The 16,466-nt window shown below is 70.8% G+C and carries 14 protein-coding genes; 4 read left to right on the top strand and 10 right to left on the bottom strand.

The window, feature by feature from the left end:
- The coding region (locus tag D7V97_RS10445; RefSeq protein ID WP_199728765.1) for an FHA domain-containing protein at window positions 1-724 on the top strand (724 nt) is incomplete at its 5' end.
- A gap of 101 nt (window positions 725-825) precedes the next feature.
- Here the strand turns inward: D7V97_RS10445 and D7V97_RS10440 are convergent.
- A complete protein-coding gene (locus tag D7V97_RS10440) occupies window positions 826-2,514 on the bottom strand; it encodes a serine/threonine-protein kinase (RefSeq protein ID WP_233582639.1) in 1,689 nt (562 codons plus the stop codon).
- Window positions 2,515-2,626: 112 nt separating this feature from the next.
- Between D7V97_RS10440 and D7V97_RS10435 the strand changes: the two genes are divergently transcribed.
- A complete protein-coding gene (locus D7V97_RS10435; protein ID WP_120610463.1) occupies window positions 2,627-3,394 on the top strand; it encodes an FHA domain-containing protein in 768 nt (255 codons plus the stop codon).
- Between the two features lie 65 nt (window positions 3,395-3,459).
- Here the strand turns inward: D7V97_RS10435 and D7V97_RS10430 are convergent, their stop codons facing one another.
- Window positions 3,460-3,822 carry a TraR/DksA C4-type zinc finger protein gene (locus tag D7V97_RS10430; protein WP_120610462.1) on the bottom strand — a complete coding sequence of 121 codons (363 nt, stop codon included), beginning with the start codon at window positions 3,820-3,822 and terminating at the stop codon, window positions 3,460-3,462.
- Between the two features lie 125 nt (window positions 3,823-3,947).
- Here D7V97_RS10430 and D7V97_RS10425 point away from each other — a divergent pair, with 125 nt between their 5' ends.
- Window positions 3,948-4,829 carry a diadenylate cyclase gene (locus D7V97_RS10425; RefSeq protein ID WP_120610461.1) on the top strand — a complete coding sequence of 294 codons (882 nt, stop codon included), beginning with the start codon at window positions 3,948-3,950 and terminating at the stop codon, window positions 4,827-4,829.
- An 8-nt stretch (window positions 4,830-4,837) separates the two neighbouring features.
- Here D7V97_RS10425 and D7V97_RS10420 read toward each other — a convergent pair whose 3' ends face one another.
- The 6 genes from D7V97_RS10420 to dnaK all read right to left on the bottom strand — a co-directional run bounded on the left by D7V97_RS10420 (window position 4,838) and on the right by dnaK (window position 13,738).
- The gene (locus D7V97_RS10420) at window positions 4,838-5,407 is read right to left on the bottom strand and encodes a PspA/IM30 family protein (RefSeq protein WP_120610460.1); all 570 of its coding nucleotides are present in this window, start codon (window positions 5,405-5,407) and stop codon (window positions 4,838-4,840) included.
- A 19-nt stretch (window positions 5,408-5,426) separates the two neighbouring features.
- Complete coding sequence (locus D7V97_RS10415) at window positions 5,427-7,703, bottom strand: vWA domain-containing protein (RefSeq protein ID WP_120610459.1); 2,277 nt, start codon at window positions 7,701-7,703, stop codon at window positions 5,427-5,429.
- A gap of 35 nt (window positions 7,704-7,738) precedes the next feature.
- Window positions 7,739-10,270, bottom strand: a complete 2,532-nt coding sequence (locus D7V97_RS10410) for an AAA family ATPase (RefSeq protein WP_120610458.1) — start codon at window positions 10,268-10,270, stop codon at window positions 7,739-7,741.
- A gap of 51 nt (window positions 10,271-10,321) precedes the next feature.
- Window positions 10,322-10,729, bottom strand: coding sequence for a thiol-disulfide oxidoreductase DCC family protein (locus D7V97_RS10405; RefSeq protein ID WP_120610457.1), 408 nt, complete (start codon window positions 10,727-10,729; stop codon window positions 10,322-10,324).
- Window positions 10,730-10,756: 27 nt separating this feature from the next.
- Window positions 10,757-11,611 carry a hypothetical protein gene (locus D7V97_RS10400; RefSeq protein WP_120610456.1) on the bottom strand — a complete coding sequence of 285 codons (855 nt, stop codon included), beginning with the start codon at window positions 11,609-11,611 and terminating at the stop codon, window positions 10,757-10,759.
- 213 nt (window positions 11,612-11,824) lie between these two features.
- Window positions 11,825-13,738 carry a molecular chaperone DnaK gene (dnaK, locus tag D7V97_RS10395; protein ID WP_120610467.1) on the bottom strand — a complete coding sequence of 638 codons (1,914 nt, stop codon included), beginning with the start codon at window positions 13,736-13,738 and terminating at the stop codon, window positions 11,825-11,827.
- 405 nt (window positions 13,739-14,143) lie between these two features.
- Here dnaK and D7V97_RS10390 point away from each other — a divergent pair, with 405 nt between their 5' ends.
- Window positions 14,144-15,232 (top strand): diacylglycerol kinase family protein, encoded by a 1,089-nt coding sequence (locus D7V97_RS10390; RefSeq protein WP_120610455.1) that lies wholly within the window; start codon window positions 14,144-14,146, stop codon window positions 15,230-15,232.
- 71 nt (window positions 15,233-15,303) lie between these two features.
- Here D7V97_RS10390 and D7V97_RS10385 read toward each other — a convergent pair whose 3' ends face one another.
- The gene (locus tag D7V97_RS10385) at window positions 15,304-16,065 is read right to left on the bottom strand and encodes a cyclopropane-fatty-acyl-phospholipid synthase family protein (protein ID WP_120610454.1); all 762 of its coding nucleotides are present in this window, start codon (window positions 16,063-16,065) and stop codon (window positions 15,304-15,306) included.
- A gap of 87 nt (window positions 16,066-16,152) precedes the next feature.
- A complete protein-coding gene (locus tag D7V97_RS10380) occupies window positions 16,153-16,458 on the bottom strand; it encodes a YbeD family protein (RefSeq protein ID WP_120610453.1) in 306 nt (101 codons plus the stop codon).
- Window positions 16,459-16,466 lie beyond the last annotated feature (8 nt).

Here is a 16,466-nt window from a genome sequence, read left to right as displayed (position 1 = left end):
AGATGTGTATAAGAGCCCGGTTTCCACCGGCCCGGTGTCCACGGGCGCGACCCCGGTGGCGCGTCCCGCCCCGGTGGCGTCGCGCTTCGGGCTGGCGGTGATAGCCGGGACGACGCGCGGCCAGCGCTACAAGCTGCCGGTGACGGGCTGCGTGGTGGGCCGCCAGCGCGGCGCCATCCTCTTCCCCGACGACGTCTTCGTGTCGCCGCTGCACGCCACCTTCCTGGTGAAGGACGGCGCCCTCTTCGTGCGGGACGAGACGAGCGCCTCGGGCGTCTACGTCACCTTCTCCGGCACGGAGCCCCTGGCGCCGCGCGCCCTCTTCAGCGCCGGCCAGCGGCTGTTCCGCTTCACCGGCCGCGTCGAAGCGCCGCCCCCTGTCGCCGGCCGCCCCAACCTGTACGGCTCACCGGTGCCCCTGGGCCAGACGCTGTACGGCGTCGAAGAGGTGCACATGGGCGGCAGGGCGGGCCGGGCGGTCGTGACGGCCGCGGCGCTGCTGACCATCGGGCAGGCCCACTGCGACCTGGCCTACCCGCATGACGAGGGGCTCGCCGGCCGGCACTGCGAGCTGAGCCCCACCGCGTCGGGCGCGATGCTGAGGGACCTGTCCGGCGGCCTGGGCACCTTCGTGCGCATCCCCCCGGCCACGGAGCGCCCCCTGCGTCCGGGCGACCGGGTCCGCCTGGGTCAGCACGTGGTGCAGGTGGAAACGCTCGGCTGAAGGTCGGGGGCGTCAGCACCCTGCCCCGGGCGGCACCGGAGCCTTGAGCGGAGCGGCACCGGAGCTTCAACGGAAGCCCCGTCCGAACTTCAAGGCGAACTTCAGGGAGGCGCGGGCCGGGCCACGGCGCCCAACCGCTTCTCGATGTACGGGCGCGCCCGCGAGTCGGGCTTCTCCCTCAGGTGGCGCTCCCACCAGCCGCGGGCCTCGTCGGTCCGGTCGCGCTGCCAGTACATCTCACCCAGCTTGAGGGCCAGCTCCGCTTCCGGGTTGAAGCTGAAGGCTTCCTTGTAGCTCGACGTCGCGCGGTCCAGTTCGCCCGCCAGCACGTCGCGGTCGCCGGCCTGCACCAGCTTGTGCGCCTTCTCGATGTTGCGCGCGGTGCTGGGAATCTCGCGAAGGTATTCGGGCTCTCCCGACTCGGCGCCGGTGGCGTTGAGCTGCCGGGGCGCGTTGGACGGCGGCAGGTACTGGGTGCCCTCCGTTCCACTGCCGGCACCGACGCCGAAGTAGTAGACGAAGAAGCCCACCGCCCCCAGCACCAGCATGGTGGTGAGCGCCTTGAAGAAGAGGATGAAGCCCTCGCCGCCCCCCGACGCGGGCGAGGACTCGGCGGTGCGGCTGGCCCGCGCGCCCTCGGGCGCCAGCGTGGCCTCCTCGGACACGGGCGTGCGCGAGTCGGGCAGCGCCCGCACGGTGGCCTCCACCGTCACGTCGTTCCAGCCCGTGCTGTTGCGCGCTTCCTGGTTCTGGGCGGCCTGGGACTTGCGCGGGATGGGCGCCAGCACGCCGGACGGCTGCGGACGGCGGGGCGCGCTGTCGTTCGCCCCGCCCCGGCGCCGCTCCTTGTCCACCGCGAGCAGCTCCATCTTGAAGGCTGCGGCGTTGGCCGGCCGGTCATCCGGGTCCTTCGACAGGACGCGCAGGATGAGGCGCTCCATGCCCGGGGAGATGCGCGCGTCCGGACGGCGGCGCGAGGGCGGCGGCGGCTCCTCGGTGAGGTGCTTGGTGGCGTAGCCCACCGCCGAGTCGGACTCGAAGGGCAGGAGGCCCGTCGTGAGCTGGTAGAGGATGACGCCCACCGCGTACAGGTCCGAGCGGTAGTCCAGCACCGCGCCGCGCGCCTGCTCCGGCGACATGTACTCCGGCGTGCCGCACACGAAGCCCGCGCGCGTGAGGGCCGGGCCCTCGTCCTGCACGTCGGTGATCTTCGCGATGCCGAAGTCCAGCACCTTCACGAAGTCCGGCTCGTTGCGGCGCTGCTCCACCATGATGTTCTCGGGCTTCAAGTCCCGGTGGATGACACCCGCGCCGTGCGCGTCCGACAGCGCGCTGAGGATCTGCAGGGCGATGCGCACCACGCGCCCCTCGCCCAGCGGCCACTCGCGGCTGAGGATCTGATGCAGGTCCTGCCCGGCCACGTACTCCATCGCGATGAAGAGCGCGCCGTCGTCGGCCTGGCCGAAGTCCAGCACGCTGATGGAGTTGGGGTGGTTGAGGCGGCTTGCAGCCTTGGCCTCGCGCTGGAAGCGCGCGACGGTGCGCTCGTCCGACAGCAGCGTGTGCCGGAGGACCTTGAGCACCACCACCTTGTCGAGCGCGAGCTGGCGGGCGCGGTACACCTTGCCCATGCCGCCCTCGCCAATGAGGGCCTCCACCCGGTACTTGGAGGCAATCGTCTTGCCGACGTACTCGTCACCGCCCTCCACCGAACGCAACAGCGTGGCGCCGCAGGCGGGGCAGTAGCGGGAAGAGTCTTCGGCGTCGGCGCCGCAGGAAGGGCAGTACACGTCAGCGTCCAGTGGGTGGGGCCGGGACTTCACCATGCCCCTCGGGTGGGGAGCAAGCCATGCGCTGCAAGCCCCCCCAACACCACGCGGGCCTGCTAGAAGAGGGCCTCTCATGGACGCCGTGGACTATTGCCCCCGCTGTGACACCGAGAATTCCCGGGATGCCACCGTATGCCGAGCTTGTGGCTCGCCGCTGCGCTCCGGGACGATGGTGATGGCCGTGGCGCACGTGTCGTCGCGCCCGCAGGTCTCCATCCGCGTGGTGCGGGCGGACGGCGGCCCCGAGTCACTCGTGCGCATGCAGCGCGACACCCTCACCTGCGGCCAGCAGGCGGACATCGCGCTCAACGACGACCCCTTCATCATGCCCGTGCAGTGCCGCTTCTTCTTCTCCGGCGCGCGGCTGGCCGTGGAGGACGTGGGCGGCGCCAACGGCGTCTTCGTGCGCCTGCGCCAGGAGCGCGAGCTGCCCGCGGGCGGAGAGCTGCGCCTGGGCCGCCAGCGCCTGGTGCTGGAGCCCATCCCCACCGCGGCGCTCGGGCCCGGCGGCACGCAGGTGTGGGGCTCCCCGGATCCCGGCTACCGGCTGCGGCTCATCCAGCTCTTGGAGGGCGGGCTGCGCGGCGCGGCCTTCCCGCTCAAGGACGGGGACAACCTGCTCGGCCGTGAGCAGGGCGACATCGCCTTCCCCACGGACGGCTTCGTGTCCGGGCGGCATGCGCTCTTGCAGGTGCGCGGGGACCGACTGATGGTGCGCGACGTGGGCTCGTCCAACGGCACCTTCATCCGGCTGGCGGGACCCACCTTCGTGGACAACGGCGACCACTTCCTCATCGGTCGCCAGCTCTTGCGCGTGGAGATCCAGGCCGTCGTCGCCTGAGGCGCGAAGGGAAGGCCGCACGGCGCTTCAAGCCCGTGCGGCCAGGGACACTTCACGGTCCGGCGTCAGCCGTAGGACTTCTCCTTCTTCTCCTGCTCCTCCTTGCACCGGATGCAGAGCGTCGTCACCGGACGCGCCTCCAGCCGCTTGGGGGAGATGTCCTCTTCGCAGCGCTCGCAGATGCCGAACGTGCCGTCTTCCACGCGCGCGAGCGCCTTCTCGATCTTCTGCAGCAGGAACTTCTCGCGGTCCCTCAGGCGGAAGACCATGGACTGGGTGTACTCGGAGGCGGCCTGGTCGATTTCGTCCGGCAGGTCGTCCGTGTCGAACGAAGACTCCTCCACCAGGGTCTTCTTCGCGCTCTCCAGCAGGCTCGTCTTGCTGTCCTCGAGCATCTTCTTGTAACGCTTGAGATCTTTCTGATTCACAGCCTGCGCTCCAGGTGGGGCGGGTAGAGGGGCCTGGCCCCTGAAAAAAAGGGCCCGAAAGCTTTATTCATGCACCTTGCAGTGTCAAGCTGACCTGCTTCAAATTGTAGTGCACGAGGGGCGGCTTGAGCGACAACACGAAGTTCGATCGGGAATTCTTGCGCTCGGCGCTGACATTGGCCGCCAAGAGCGACGTCGACCACTTCCTCTACATCTGTGACACGCCCATTCCTCCAGAGGACCTGCGGGGTCGGCCTGCTCGCAAGAAGCTCGTGTACGCCGTGACGCTGGAAGCGCTGGCCCATGAGCACCAACGCAAGAAGGTCCGTGCGCTCGTCATCCCCGCCTACGACTACTCGCGCACCGAGCGGGTGAAGGTAGCGCTCGTCTCGGCGCTTTCCCAGGGAGCTTTCAAGGAAGGTGACCTGGTGTTGTGCATGACGGGAAAGGTGGGTCGGGCGCCGGACACCTTGATGCAGATGCGCATCGGTGGGTCGCTGGACGACCGGCTGGCCATCGAGGGCGTGAAGCTGGGCGAGGAGTTCAACTCGCAGGTGGTGGACGCGCTGCTCCAGCTGGCGCTGCAGATCGGCCAGGAGGGCTTCGAGGGCCACCCCATCGGGACCATCATCACGATTGGCGACCACACGAGTGTGCTGGAGAAGAGCCGGCAGCTCACCATCAACCCGTTCCAGGGCCTGTCGGAGGCCGAGCGCAACGTGCTCGACCCGAAGATCCGCGACGCCATCAAGAACTTCTCCGTGCTGGACGGCGCGTTCGTCATCCGCGAGGACGGCGTGGTGCTGTCCGCCGGCCGCTACCTGTCCGCCACGGACGACACGGTGAAGATTCCGCTGGGCCTGGGCGCCCGCCACGCGGCCGCCGCGGGCATCACCTCCACCACCCACTGCATCGCGCTGGTGGTGAGCCAGACGTCCGGGGCGGTGCGGCTGCTCAAGGGCGGCAGCATCGTGCTGGAGCTGCACCAGACGGCCCGGCGCTCCTGAGCGCGCCCCTACTTCGCGCGCTCGGGTGTCTTCGGGGGCAGGTGCTCCTCGCGGTAGATGTCCGCCAGGGCGTGCGCCTTCTCCACCTCGTCGCGCGCGGCCTCCAGCGCGAGCACCCGGTCGAAGCGCTCCACCTGCTCGCGCAGCGTGTCGGTGATGACGCCGCCCACGGCCATCCGCGCCGACGCGCTCTCCCGCTCGATGCGCAGGTCCGCCACGCGCTCGCCCAGCGCCCCGGCCGCGGAGAGCAGCAGCTCCGAGTCCCGCTCCGCGCGGCGCAGTGACTCGCGCGTGGACTCCAGCAGGCGCTCGGTCTGCACGCGGTCGCGCTCCAGCACGCCCACGCCCTTCGCGTCGCCCTTGTCATCGGCCGTCTGTCGGCGGCCGGCGATGTCGCCCAGGCGCGCCGTGTAGCGCGTCACCCCGCGGGACAGCTCGCCCTTGAGGGCCAGCAGCGTGGCGGCGGACTTGCGCACCTCGGCCGCCTGGCGCTCCAGGTCCTCGATGAGCCGGTCGAACGTGGCCAGCGGATCCACGGGCGCCGAGGGCGTCTTCTTGCGTTTGAGGAAGCCGAACATGGCGGTGCTTGCCCGGAGCCTACCCGAACGGACGGCAGAGCAGTCGCACCCGTTCCAGCGCGTCCCCCACCGGACGACCGCCGCCGGACAGCACCGCGAGGTAGCGCGCGGGCGTCAGTCCATAGACGGACAGCAGGTGCTGCAGGAGCACCACGCTCTCCGTGGCGCGCCGGTCCGCGGGTGCCAGCGACGCGGCCTCGCCCACCGCCTCCAGGATGTCCGCCACGCGCGCCGCGACGTCCGGGCCGGGCGCTTCCGGTGAAGGGGACGGCGCGGGCGAGTCCGGGAAGAGCGCGTCGAAGGAGGCCTCCACCGCGACGCCTGCCTGGGGCACGCGTCCGGCCGCCACCGCTTCCAGCGCGTCCAGGTGCGGGGCCAGCGACTCCAGCGCCGCCAGGGTGGCCGGCACGTCGCGCGGCAGCAGCGTGCGCCAGGGCGTGTCGAACTCGGTGCGCGCCCAGCGGATCTCCTCGTCGGAGAGCGGGTGGTAGAAGGCGCGGCCTCCGGCGGCCCGCTGTTCGAGCACCAGGGACTTGAGGTCGGGGTTCTCCTCGCCCAGCGAGATGAAGCTCAGCGCGATGTCCAGGGCGCCCATGGGCGCGCGGGTGCGGCGGATGAGGTCCAGGTCCACGCGGTCCTCGCCGTCGGTGATGAGCACCACCGTCGCGCGGGCGAGGTAGGGGTCCCTGCCCTGCGCGGCGCGGATGGAGTCGAAGGCGGACAGCAGGGCGAGCGAGATGTCCGTCTGCCCTTCGGCGGGCGAGTCGCGGAAGAGCTTTTCAATCTGCCGCGTCGCCTCCGCGGCGGTGTCCACGCGCGCCAGCTCCGTGGGCACGTCGTTGAAGAAGCTGAAGTAGAGCGGATCAAACGCCTCTCCGCGCCGCGCCTTCACCCGCAGGTTGTTCAGCTCCGCGATGATGAGCGCGTCGCGGAAGCGCGCCCGCGCGCCGTGCATGGAGCCGGAGGCGTCACAGACGTAGACGCGCACGGCGGTGCGCTTCACCTTGCGCGGCCGGGGCGGAGGCGCGTCGTCCAGGTAGGTGCGCACGAGCTGCCGGTGCGCGGCCAGGTCCTGGAGGATGCGTCGCGGGTCGGTGATGACGAAGTGGTGGAGGTCGTCCAGGCTGCCCGTCGTGGCGAACGACATCGTCTGCGTCGGATAGGGCACCTGGCGCGGGACGGCTCGCGCGGCGGCGGTGTTCGACTCGACGAACTCTTCCGTCAGCGAATCCTCCACGTCGAAGTAGCGCGCGCACCCCGCCGCCAGGTCGAACGTGGCCAGCTGCTCCGGCTGGAGCGAGAACGCCAGGTCCGCGAGCCGTTCGTCTGGCGCGTCCTCCGCCTCGTGCTCGGGCGCCTCCGCCGCGTCCGACTCCCCGAGCCACCGGACCAGCGACTCCGACTCCGCGTCCTCCACCAGGCGCGTCAACCGCGGCTCCGGAGGTAACAGCGGCGTCAGCGCGCTCCGGGCCGCGGCCGCCAGCTCCGCGTCTCCGGCCTCCAGGGCACGCTCGTAGAGCCCCTGCAACGAGCGGTAGGCCCCCCGGGGATCCTTCTGGACGTTCTCGCGCACGTTGCGCACCAGCGCGTCCAACGAGCGCGTGGGCGGCACCGCGCGCACGCGCTCACGCGCCTCCGCCACGTCGTTGCGCAGCGCCATGCTCCGAGCGCGGTCCGCGTCCGTGCCCAGGCGCAGCAGCATCTCGTGGGCCAGGTCCAGGTCGCGCCGCTTCTGCACCAGGTCGATGACGTTCTCTCGGGCGCGGCCGGCCAGCAGCTCGGCGATGGCGAGCCGGGCACTGGCCGGAGGCCGCTGGCGATCCGTCTCCACCGGGCGCTCGAAGATCTCAAACGGCGCGTCGCCCTCGAACGGCTCCAGCGGGCGGCCGAAGAGGTCCGCAACTTTCACGGCGCGGGCCAGCCGCACGAAGCCCCGGTCCAGCGCGGTGAGGGCGCCCGCCGGCATCTCTCCGGAGCGATGCGCCCGCTCGACAAGGCGCAGACACTCCTCGAACTCCTCCAGGGCCTGGGCCGCGCGTCCCGCGAGCCCCTGCGCGAGCACCCCCGCCCTGCCCCGCTGGGTGCCCAGCGCGAGCAGCAACCGGGCGTCCGCGGCGGTGTGGACGCCCACGCGGTCCAGCTCGCGGTCGAGCGCCACGAGCACCGGCAGGGACAGGTCCTCCGGCCCCCGCACCTTCCGTCCGAAGGGCCAGGACCACGAGGGGCCCCGTCCCGTCGGGGGCTGGCGCAGCGCATCCAGGCGCTGCCGCAGCTGGGTGAGTCGCCGCGCCAGCACGCTTCAGCGCCGCCTTCCGTCCACCGCACCCGCGCTCACGGCGCGCTCCGCCGCGCCAGCACCTGCCGGCTGAAGCGCCCGAAGTCCTCGTCGATGCCGCGCAGCTGGGTGGACAGCTTGCGCGCGCTGTCCCCCAGCTCTCCCGGCAGCGTCTCCAGCATGCCCAGCGTGGCCTTGAGCCTCACGAGCTCGCCTTCCTTGAGCGCGAGCAGGGGGAAGCGGCTGCGCACCAGCCACTCGAAGGTGCGCTCAGCGTCGGCCCGTGCGACGAGGGCGTCCACGGAAGGCAGCGCGGACAACAACTGCGTCAGCCAGCTGCGCAGGTACTTGATGCGCGACTGGAGGAAGGACAGCTCCGCTTCGGCCACCGCCGCGCGCACCGAGTCGGAGAGGAACGACGACGCCAGGGGCGGACGCGCCGCCATCAGCTGACCGTCCAGCCCCACCAGCGCCGCCAGCTCCCCATCGGGCGCCTGCGCGGACAGCTCGCCCCGGTAGTAGGTGTACGCGTCACCGTTGAGCACCGCGGTGGGCGCGGGCGGAGGACTGGCCACCTCGCGCGACAGCATGCGGGCGTGCTCCCGCAGGCGCGTCTCCATCAGCTCGCGGCACTCGACGAGCACCGGCTCGGCCGTCACGCCCTCGCGCCGCAGGTTCTCCGCCACCGCCTGCACCGCGCGGCCGTACTGCTCGATGCGCTCGAAGGGGGTCGCGCCCAGCACCTCGCGCGCGTACGCCACGCTCAGCGGCTTGAGCAGCTCCTGCTTCAGCCCGGCCTGCGAGGCGTCCAGCGCCGTCAGCGCCTTCTCCAGCTGCGTGAGGCGCCGCGAGTCCGCGGAGAGCGCGTCCAGCGGATCCTTGCGTCCCCGGGGGGTCGCCGCAGGGAACGCCGCCGACACCCGACGGCGCAGCGCCACCACCACCCGGTGGCGCGTCTCCCGGTCGGCGTCGCGCAGCCGCTCGTGCAGGGTGGGCACGGCCTCGGTGAGCATCGCCGCCAGCGCGCCCATCACCCCCAGCTCCTCCTCCAGGTTCTCGGCGAGCCCGACGAGCCACTCCATCTTCACGCCGTCCTCGAACGCGAGCCCCTCCGCCGCGGACGCGCTCATCTCCAGCGCCTGTTCCAGGAAGCGCGCGGACGCCTCGCACAGCGCGGGATAGCCCGGCCTCAGCTCCGGCACCGCGCGGCACAGCTCCAGGACATCGCGGATGGCGATGAGCAGCGCCACGCCACCCCGCCCCTCGCCCTGCCCCGCCATGCCGCGCGACAGCCGCTGCTCCAGCGCCGCCACCAGCGCGCGCGCCGCGACCAGCAGCGGGGCCCGGTTCTGCCCGTGGCGCGGCCCCGGTACCAGCTTGCCCAGCACCCCGCGCGCGGTGCTGGACACCACGCCCGCCTGCCAGTTGCGGCTCAGCGCCTCGGCGGCGTTCACGTCGTCGGCGGCCGCGAGCGTCGTCGCCTCGCGCTCCACGCCTCCGCCCAGCTCCTGGCGCACCTTGCCCAGCACCTCGTCGAAGGTGCGCTGCTCCAGCCGGACGATCTCCAGCTGCGCCCGCTCGCGCGGGTCCACCGCCGCCTTGAGCAGCGCGTCCGCCTCCGCTGCGGGCGGGCCCCCGAGCAGGAAGAACCAGCGCAGCGCGTCCAGGTCCTCCACCGTCGCCTCGAGCGCCCGGTCCGGGCGGCGGTAGATCTGATCGCGCACCACCGCGGCCTTCAGCGTCCACAGCGCCTTCACCACCGAGCGCTGGGAGAAGTACTTCGTGGGCACGTAGTCCGGCAGCTTCGACACCTGCGCCACCAGCGTGCGCTCCAACGCGTCCGTCAGCATCTCCACGCCTTCGAGCACGTTGCCGGGCACCTTCACCAGCGCCACCGCGTCCTGGAGCAGGTCCAGCTGCTGGAGCGTCAGCGTGGCGCGCAGGTCCGGCCGCGTCCCGTGCACGAAGCGGTGCAGCATCGCGGCCCGGCTCTCCCGCCGGGCGAAGGCCTTGGGCACGAAGCAGATGAAGCTCAGCCGGTCCGCGAACGCCAGGAGCAGCTCCGGCGAGCGCGCGAGCACCTCCGTGAGGTAGCGGTTGCTCGTCATCACGACGCACTCGGTGCGTCCGGCCGTCACCTTCCGGCCGTGCTTCAGCTCCCGCTCGTACATCACGTTGAGGATGGAGCGCAGCAGCATGTCCCGGCCGTCGAAGACCTCGTCCAGGAACGCGTGCACCGAGCCCAGCATGCCCTCGTCGGTGAGGTACTCGGTGCGCCCCGTCTCCGTGAGGACCTTGAAGTCCACCGGGCCGATGAGGTCCGTCTGCAGCGTGGACTCGGCGATCTGCTTGGAGAACAGCGACGGCAGGCCCGACACCTCGTCGGTGATGCGCCCCAGGACGGCGCTCGCGACCGCGCTCTTCGCCGTTCCCGGAGGCCCCACCACCAGCACGTGCTCGCGGCACAGGAGCGCCAGCTCGATCTGCGTGAAGAGCGTCTCCCGCTCCAGGTACGTCTCTCTCAGCTCCCCGAAGAAGCGGCGGAAGGACTGGGCGGCCTGCAGGTAGGGCGGAGGAGGCGAAGTCACGGAGGGCCAGAGGGGAACGGGGAAGAACGCATGCTATCCGCCCCCCTTCCCCTATTTGAAGTGCACCGCGCACGCGCCATCGGGGCAATCACGACCCGCGATGCGGAAGCGGTAGCGGGCCACCACCCCGTACACCACGTCCGCGAGCTGGCGCAGGCCCGGCACGTAGTACACGTAGAGCAGCCTGCCCAGCGGTCGCCGGCCCAGCGCCCGGATGATGGCCTCCGCCCCTTCCAGGACCCGGCCGTCCGCCTGGATGAGCTGCATGGCCTTCTCGCACCGCTCGAAGCTGATGCCGGGGAAGGCGTCCAGGACGCCCTCGTCGCGGAACGAGAGCAGCTGCGTGCCCTGGCCGCCCACCAGTCGCTGCATCTGACGCGCGGCCCCACTGCACACGCGGCAGTGGCTGTCGAAGAGGACCACGTCGTGGCCCGGCGGCGTTGTCTGGAGCGTCGTCATCCGTCACCTCCCCACAAGCCTTCTATGTCAGCGGGCCTTGAGCATGTCATGCAGTTGTCCGTGCACGCTGCGCCAGATGTCGTGCTGCCGTTCAATGGGATCCATCAGGGCCAGCCCCACCGACGTCGCGGGCGAGCTGCCCTGGAAGGCGGAGTACTGGCGGATGCGCGTGCCGCCGGTGCCGTCATCGTCGAAGACGAACCGGTTGGTGCCACGCAGCGGATGACCGTCCAGGGTGGTGATGTGGACGGTGCGCTGCGCCGCGTCCAGCTTCACGGTGATGGGCGCCCACACCGGCGGCGGCCCCTGCTCCTCCAGGAACAGCCGGGCGCCATCCGTCAGCGCGCTCACCGCCGGCCGCATGAAGATGCCCGCCGCGCCGAAGAGCATCTCCGGGTTGCTCACGAAGGACGCGTAGGCCTCCTTCGAGGACACACCGGGAATGGTGCTGGTGTAGTCGGTGAGCGACGTGGGCGCGCCCGCGAGGGGCGGACTCGGCTCCAGGTGTCGCAGGTGCTCGCGCGCGTAGGCGTCCATCGCGGCGCCCCCGTCCAGGGTCACGCTGACCGCCGCCGCCTCGGTCTGCGCCATCAGCAGCGCCCCCTGCTTCACCTGCTCGCGAAGGCTGCCCGCGGGACGGGGCGGGAACGCGCCGCCCACGCCGAAGTCGAAGCCATTGTCCTCCCGCGCCCGGAGCGCCCCCTGCAAGGTGGCCCGCGCGGGCACCGGGGCGGGTGCGACGGCGCCGCGGAACACCTCCACGGAGTTGGCCGGAGCTGCCGACAGCGGACGTGACGTGGGCGCGGAAGCCGGACTGGAGGGGACCTCGGAGGCGGTGAGGTCCGGGCGGAGGCCGGACAGCGGGGATTCAATGCGGGACATGGCGGGGCACCTTTTGGGAGCAGCGGGAACGCGCCCGCCCCTTGCAGTGCCTCCGCCAGCCCGGGCCGCGTGAAATCACGGGGTTGCCGTCCCGCCACATCCCGCGTCCGGCACGACCGTCCACCGCGCCGGAAGGACACGGGGCGCCCCCAAAAGACAGGGCCGGCGCCCCTCGTCGGAGCACCGGCCCTGGATGTTCAGCAGCTCACGGCCTTACGACTGGCGGAACTCGGCGTCCACCACGTCGTCCTTGGCCGACGGCTGGGCGCTGGAGCCCGGCGCCGCGGACGGCTCGCCGCCCGGAGGAGGCGTGGCGCCCGGCGCGCCGCCGGTGGCCCGGTACATCTCCTCCGCCGCCTTGTAGGTGGACTGCTGGAGCTTCTCCAGGGCCGCCTTGATGGCGTCCTTGTCCTGCCCCTCGCGGACCTGGTTCAGCTCCGCGACACCGTCCTCGATGGCCTTCGCCACGTCGGGGGTGAGCTTGTCCTTGTTCTCCTTGACCATCTTCTCCGCGGCGTAGGCCTGGCTCTCCGCCTGGTTCTTCACCTCGATGAGCTCGCGGCGCGCCTTGTCCGCGGACTCGTTGGCCCGGGCGTCGGTGACCATCTTCTCCACTTCGTCCTTCGACAGACCGGACGAGTGGCTGATGGTGACCTTCGTCTCCTTGCCCGTCGCCTTGTCCTTGGCGTTGACGTTGAGGATGCCGTTCGCGTCGATGTCGAACGTCACTTCAATCTGCGGCACGCCGCGCGGCGCCGGAGGCATGCCCGTCAGGTGGAAGCGGCCGAGGCTGCGGTTGTCGCCCGCCATCTCGCGCTCACCCTGCAGCACGTGGATCTCCACCTGCGTCTGACCGTCCGCCGCCGTGGAGAAGGTCTCCGACTTGCGCGTGGGGATGGTCGTGTTGCGCTCGATGAGCTTCGTCATCACGCCGCCCAGCGTCTCCACGCCCAGCGACAGCGGCGTCACGTCCAGCAGGAGGATGTCCTTCACCTCGCCGGAGAGCACGCCGGCCTGCACCGCGGCGCCCACGGCCACGACCTCGTCCGGGTTCACCGTGCGGTTCGGCTCCTTGCCGAACAGCCGCTTCACGGCCTCCTGCACCATCGGGATGCGCGTGGAGCCGCCCACGAGCACGACCTCATTGAGGTCCTTCGGGTCCAGGCCCGAGTCCTTCAGGCACTTGCGGCACGGCTCCAGCGAACGCTCGACCAGATCGCTGATCATCTGCTCGAACTTGGCGCGCGTGAGCTTCACGTTCAGGTGCTTGGGACCTGAAGCGTCCGCCGTCAGGAACGGCAGGTTGATGTCCGTCTGCATCGCGCTGGACAGCTCGATCTTCGCCTTCTCCGCCGCCTCCTTCAGGCGCTGGAGGACCATCTTGTCCTTGCTGACGTCGAGCCCGGTGTCCTTCTTGAACTCGCTGATCAGCCAGTCCATGATCCGCAGGTCGATGTTGTCGCCGCCCAGGTGCGTGTCGCCGTTGGTGGCCAGCACGTCCACGACGTTCTCGCCCACTTCCAGGATGGACACGTCGAAGGTGCCGCCGCCGAAGTCGTAGACGGCGATCTTCTCATCCTTCTTCTTGTCCATGCCGTACGCGAGCGCGGCCGCGGTGGGCTCGTTCACGATGCGGCGCACCGTGAGGCCGGCGATCTCGCCCGCGTCCTTGGTGGCCTGGCGCTGGGCGTCGTTGAAGTACGCCGGGACGGTGATGACCGCCTCCGTCACCTTCTCACCCAGGTAGTTCTCCGCGGCGCGCTTCAGCTTCAAGAGCACCTGCGCGCTGATCTCCGGCGCGCTGTACTGCTTGCCGCTGATGTCCACGCGCGCATCGCCGTTGGGGCCCCGGGCCACCTTGTAGGGGACGAGCTTCGCCTCCTCGGTGGTCTCCTCGTACCGGCGGCCCATGAAGCGCTTCACCGAATAGATGGTCTGCTCCGGGTTGGTGATGGCCTGGCGCTTCGCCACCTGACCGACCAGGCGCTCCCCATCCTTGGTGAAGGCGACCACCGAAGGCGTGGTGGGGGTACCCTCTTCGTTGACGATGACCTTGGGCTCGCGACCCTCCATGATCGCCACCACGCTGTTCGTGGTGCCCAGGTCGATTCCGATAATCTTGCCCACGGTTCCCATCCTCTGGAAATAACTACGGTTTTCCTGCCAAAACCCGATGTATGCCCAACGTAACCACCCCCCCCGGCGTGTCAAACGCGAGGGCAGGTTTCCCGTGGACCCGGGCAGCCACCGCAAAGGTGATGACGCCCCCTGCGTAGCGCAGTGCGCAGGCCACGGCGGGGTGTGTCACCGCCCTGCCACTTCGGTGGCACGGGTGCGTAACGCGCTCTACACCGCCGTCACCCGGCGGTAGCAACCGAGCGGCCACATTGGCCACCAACAGACCGTGCAACCCCTTGAAACTCCAGTGAACACCCGGACTAACGCCCCGCGTCAGTCCTTGGCGAGGAAAGTGCACAGTCTCCACCGCGTCATCGCTGTCATACCGGTCCCCCGCCCCCCTGGAGTCGTCCCATGCTGGTCCAGCCCCTTCGTTCCACGGACTTCCGCCGCTCCCCCTCGGCGCTCCCGTCCGCTGAACCGAAGGTCGCGGTGCTGCTCAACGCGAACGCCCGGAAGGTGGACGCCCGGGTGGTGAAGCTGCTGTCGCACGTGGTGCCGGAGGAGGACCTGTTCCTGTCGCGCTCGCCGCTGGACGCGCGGCGCATCGCGCAGACGGTGCTGGAGCGGCGCTACCCCACGGTGTTCACCGGCGGCGGCGACGGCACCTTCATGGGCTTCGTCAACGAGGTGCTGCAGCAGGTGGGCCCGCGCGGGAAGTTCGCCGGCCAGGCCGCGCCGCGCTTCGGCATCCTGAAGCTGGGCACGGGCAACGGCATCGCGGCGTTCGTCAACGCCTCCAGCACGCGCGGCGACGGCATCCTCAACGACGTGGTGCGTGCCCGCGCCGCGGAGGTCCCCGGCGTGCGCACCATGGACCTGGTGCAGGTGGACGGCCAGCGCGCGCCCTTCGCGGGGCTGGGCGTGGATGGCAAGGTGCTCAACGACTACATCGCCGTGAAGGAGACCCTGGGCAAGGGCATGTTCAAGCGGGTCATGTCCGGCGGTGGCGGCTACTTCTCCGCGGTGGCCTTCAAGACGGTGCCGCACTACCTCACGAGCTCCGTGCTGGTGGAGTGCGAAGTCGTCAACGGCGCCGCGGAGGCCTTCCGCCTGGGCGCGGACGGCCACGAGGTGGGCGCGCCCCTCGCCCCCGGCGCGACGCTCTTCCGGGGCAAGCTGATGATGGCGGCCGCGGGCACCATGCCCTTCTACGGCTACGGCTTCCGGATGTTCCCCTACGCCAATGATCGCCGGGGCTACCTGCAGCTGCGCCTGGGCCAGGTGTCGCCCACGCAGGTGCTGGCCAACCTGCCCCGCCTGTGGAACGGCCGCTGGGCCCCGGAGGGCCTGCACGACTTCCACGCGAAGGACGTCACCATCCGCTTCGCGAAGCCCATGCCCTTCCAGGTCGGCGGCGACGCGGCCGGCTACCGCGAGCAGGTCACGCTGTCGGTGGCGCCCGAGTCCATCGAGCTGCTCGACTTCAACGGCGTGCAGTAGCGCGCTGAACGCGGGGCCCGTCCTTACGGGCCCTCCGGGCTCTCGACGGCGTCAGCGCCGAGGAAAGAGCCTCAGCCCCGGTCGCGCGACGCGGGGGGCTTCTCTCCCGGCTCCTTGCGCCGGCCCACCGCGAACGCGTAGCTGACGCCCGGCTTGTGGTTGTGCTCCTGGTGCAGGACCAGCTCCTCGCGGAAGGCGGCGCTCTCCGTGGACGCGGCCTCCGGCAGGTGCGCTTCCATGTCCCGGTAGAGCGCGTCCAGCTCCGTGTCGTGCAGCGTCTCCACGGACTCCGGCTCGAAGCCTGCGCCCTCCAGCGCCTGGAGCAGCTCGCGCGGCAGGAGCAGCGGCGCGCCCAGGCGCTTCTCCCAGAAGTCCAGCACGGGCTTGGGCGTGAAGCGGCCCACGCGCGCCGGGAAGGTGAAGCCCACGCGGCCGCGCTTGCCCAACAGCTGGCGGAACATGCGCAGCGAGACCTCCAGCGGGTACTGCACGCGCCCGGGCACGAGGATGCCGTGGAAGGGGCCGTCCAGCATGCCCAGCGCGTCCGGGGCCACGCGCCGCACCTCGATGCGATCCGACAGGCCCTGTGAGCGCACGCGCTCGCGCACCGGCGACACGAGGGCTTCGTCCGTGTCCACGGCCACCACGGAGCACTTCAGCTCCTGGGCCAGGAGCACGGCGCTGGTCCCCTCCGGGCCACACCCGAGCACCAGCACGCGCGAGCCCGGATCCAGCTGGGCCACCTTGGCGAAGCGGCGCGTGGCGTCGTCGGAGCCGAACGCGCGCTGCGCACCCGGCGGGTGGTACAGCGGGAAGTGCTCGGCGGGACTCATGGCCTCCTCATATACGCACACCGGCCGGACTTCCAGCCACCGCGAGCCCCGTCCCCACCCTGGAATGGAGCCCGCGCACCGCCTGCCTCACAGGTAGTAGACGATGCGCGGATCCTGGTGCAGCTCCGCGTAGATGGCGCGGCGCTGCTCCTCGGACAGCAGGAACACGGACACGCTCAGCGACACGTACTTGCCCTTGCTGCTGGGCTGCACGTGGATGGAGTCCGGAGACACCTCCGTCCCCATCTTCCGCTTGAAGAGCGAGCGCACGTGTTCGGCGAAGTCGGGCGTCTGCTCGCCCATCACCTTGAACGTGTAGATGGCGGGGTACTCGATGAGGGGCTTCTTCTCCTCACCGGGGGCCTCGGGCTTGTCGGAGCCGTCCTGGGTCATGACATCTC

The organism is Corallococcus sp. CA053C, assembly GCF_003611675.1.
Lineage (GTDB): Bacteria > Myxococcota > Myxococcia > Myxococcales > Myxococcaceae > Corallococcus.
Note: the sequence above shows the minus strand (reverse complement) of the source record. Positions and strands in the feature narration are given on the sequence as shown.

Coding starts and splice junctions, on each gene's coding strand:
- D7V97_RS10435 (WP_120610463.1), top strand. CDS start 2,627: ATGGACGCCGTGGACTATTGCCCCCGCTGTGACACCGAGAATTCCCGG.
- D7V97_RS10420 (WP_120610460.1), bottom strand. CDS start 5,407: ATGTTCGGCTTCCTCAAACGCAAGAAGACGCCCTCGGCGCCCGTGGAT.
- D7V97_RS10405 (WP_120610457.1), bottom strand. CDS start 10,729: ATGACGACGCTCCAGACAACGCCGCCGGGCCACGACGTGGTCCTCTTC.
- D7V97_RS10400 (WP_120610456.1), bottom strand. CDS start 11,611: ATGTCCCGCATTGAATCCCCGCTGTCCGGCCTCCGCCCGGACCTCACC.
- D7V97_RS10390 (WP_120610455.1), top strand. CDS start 14,144: ATGCTGGTCCAGCCCCTTCGTTCCACGGACTTCCGCCGCTCCCCCTCG.
- D7V97_RS10385 (WP_120610454.1), bottom strand. CDS start 16,065: ATGAGTCCCGCCGAGCACTTCCCGCTGTACCACCCGCCGGGTGCGCAG.
- D7V97_RS10380 (WP_120610453.1), bottom strand. CDS start 16,458: ATGACCCAGGACGGCTCCGACAAGCCCGAGGCCCCCGGTGAGGAGAAG.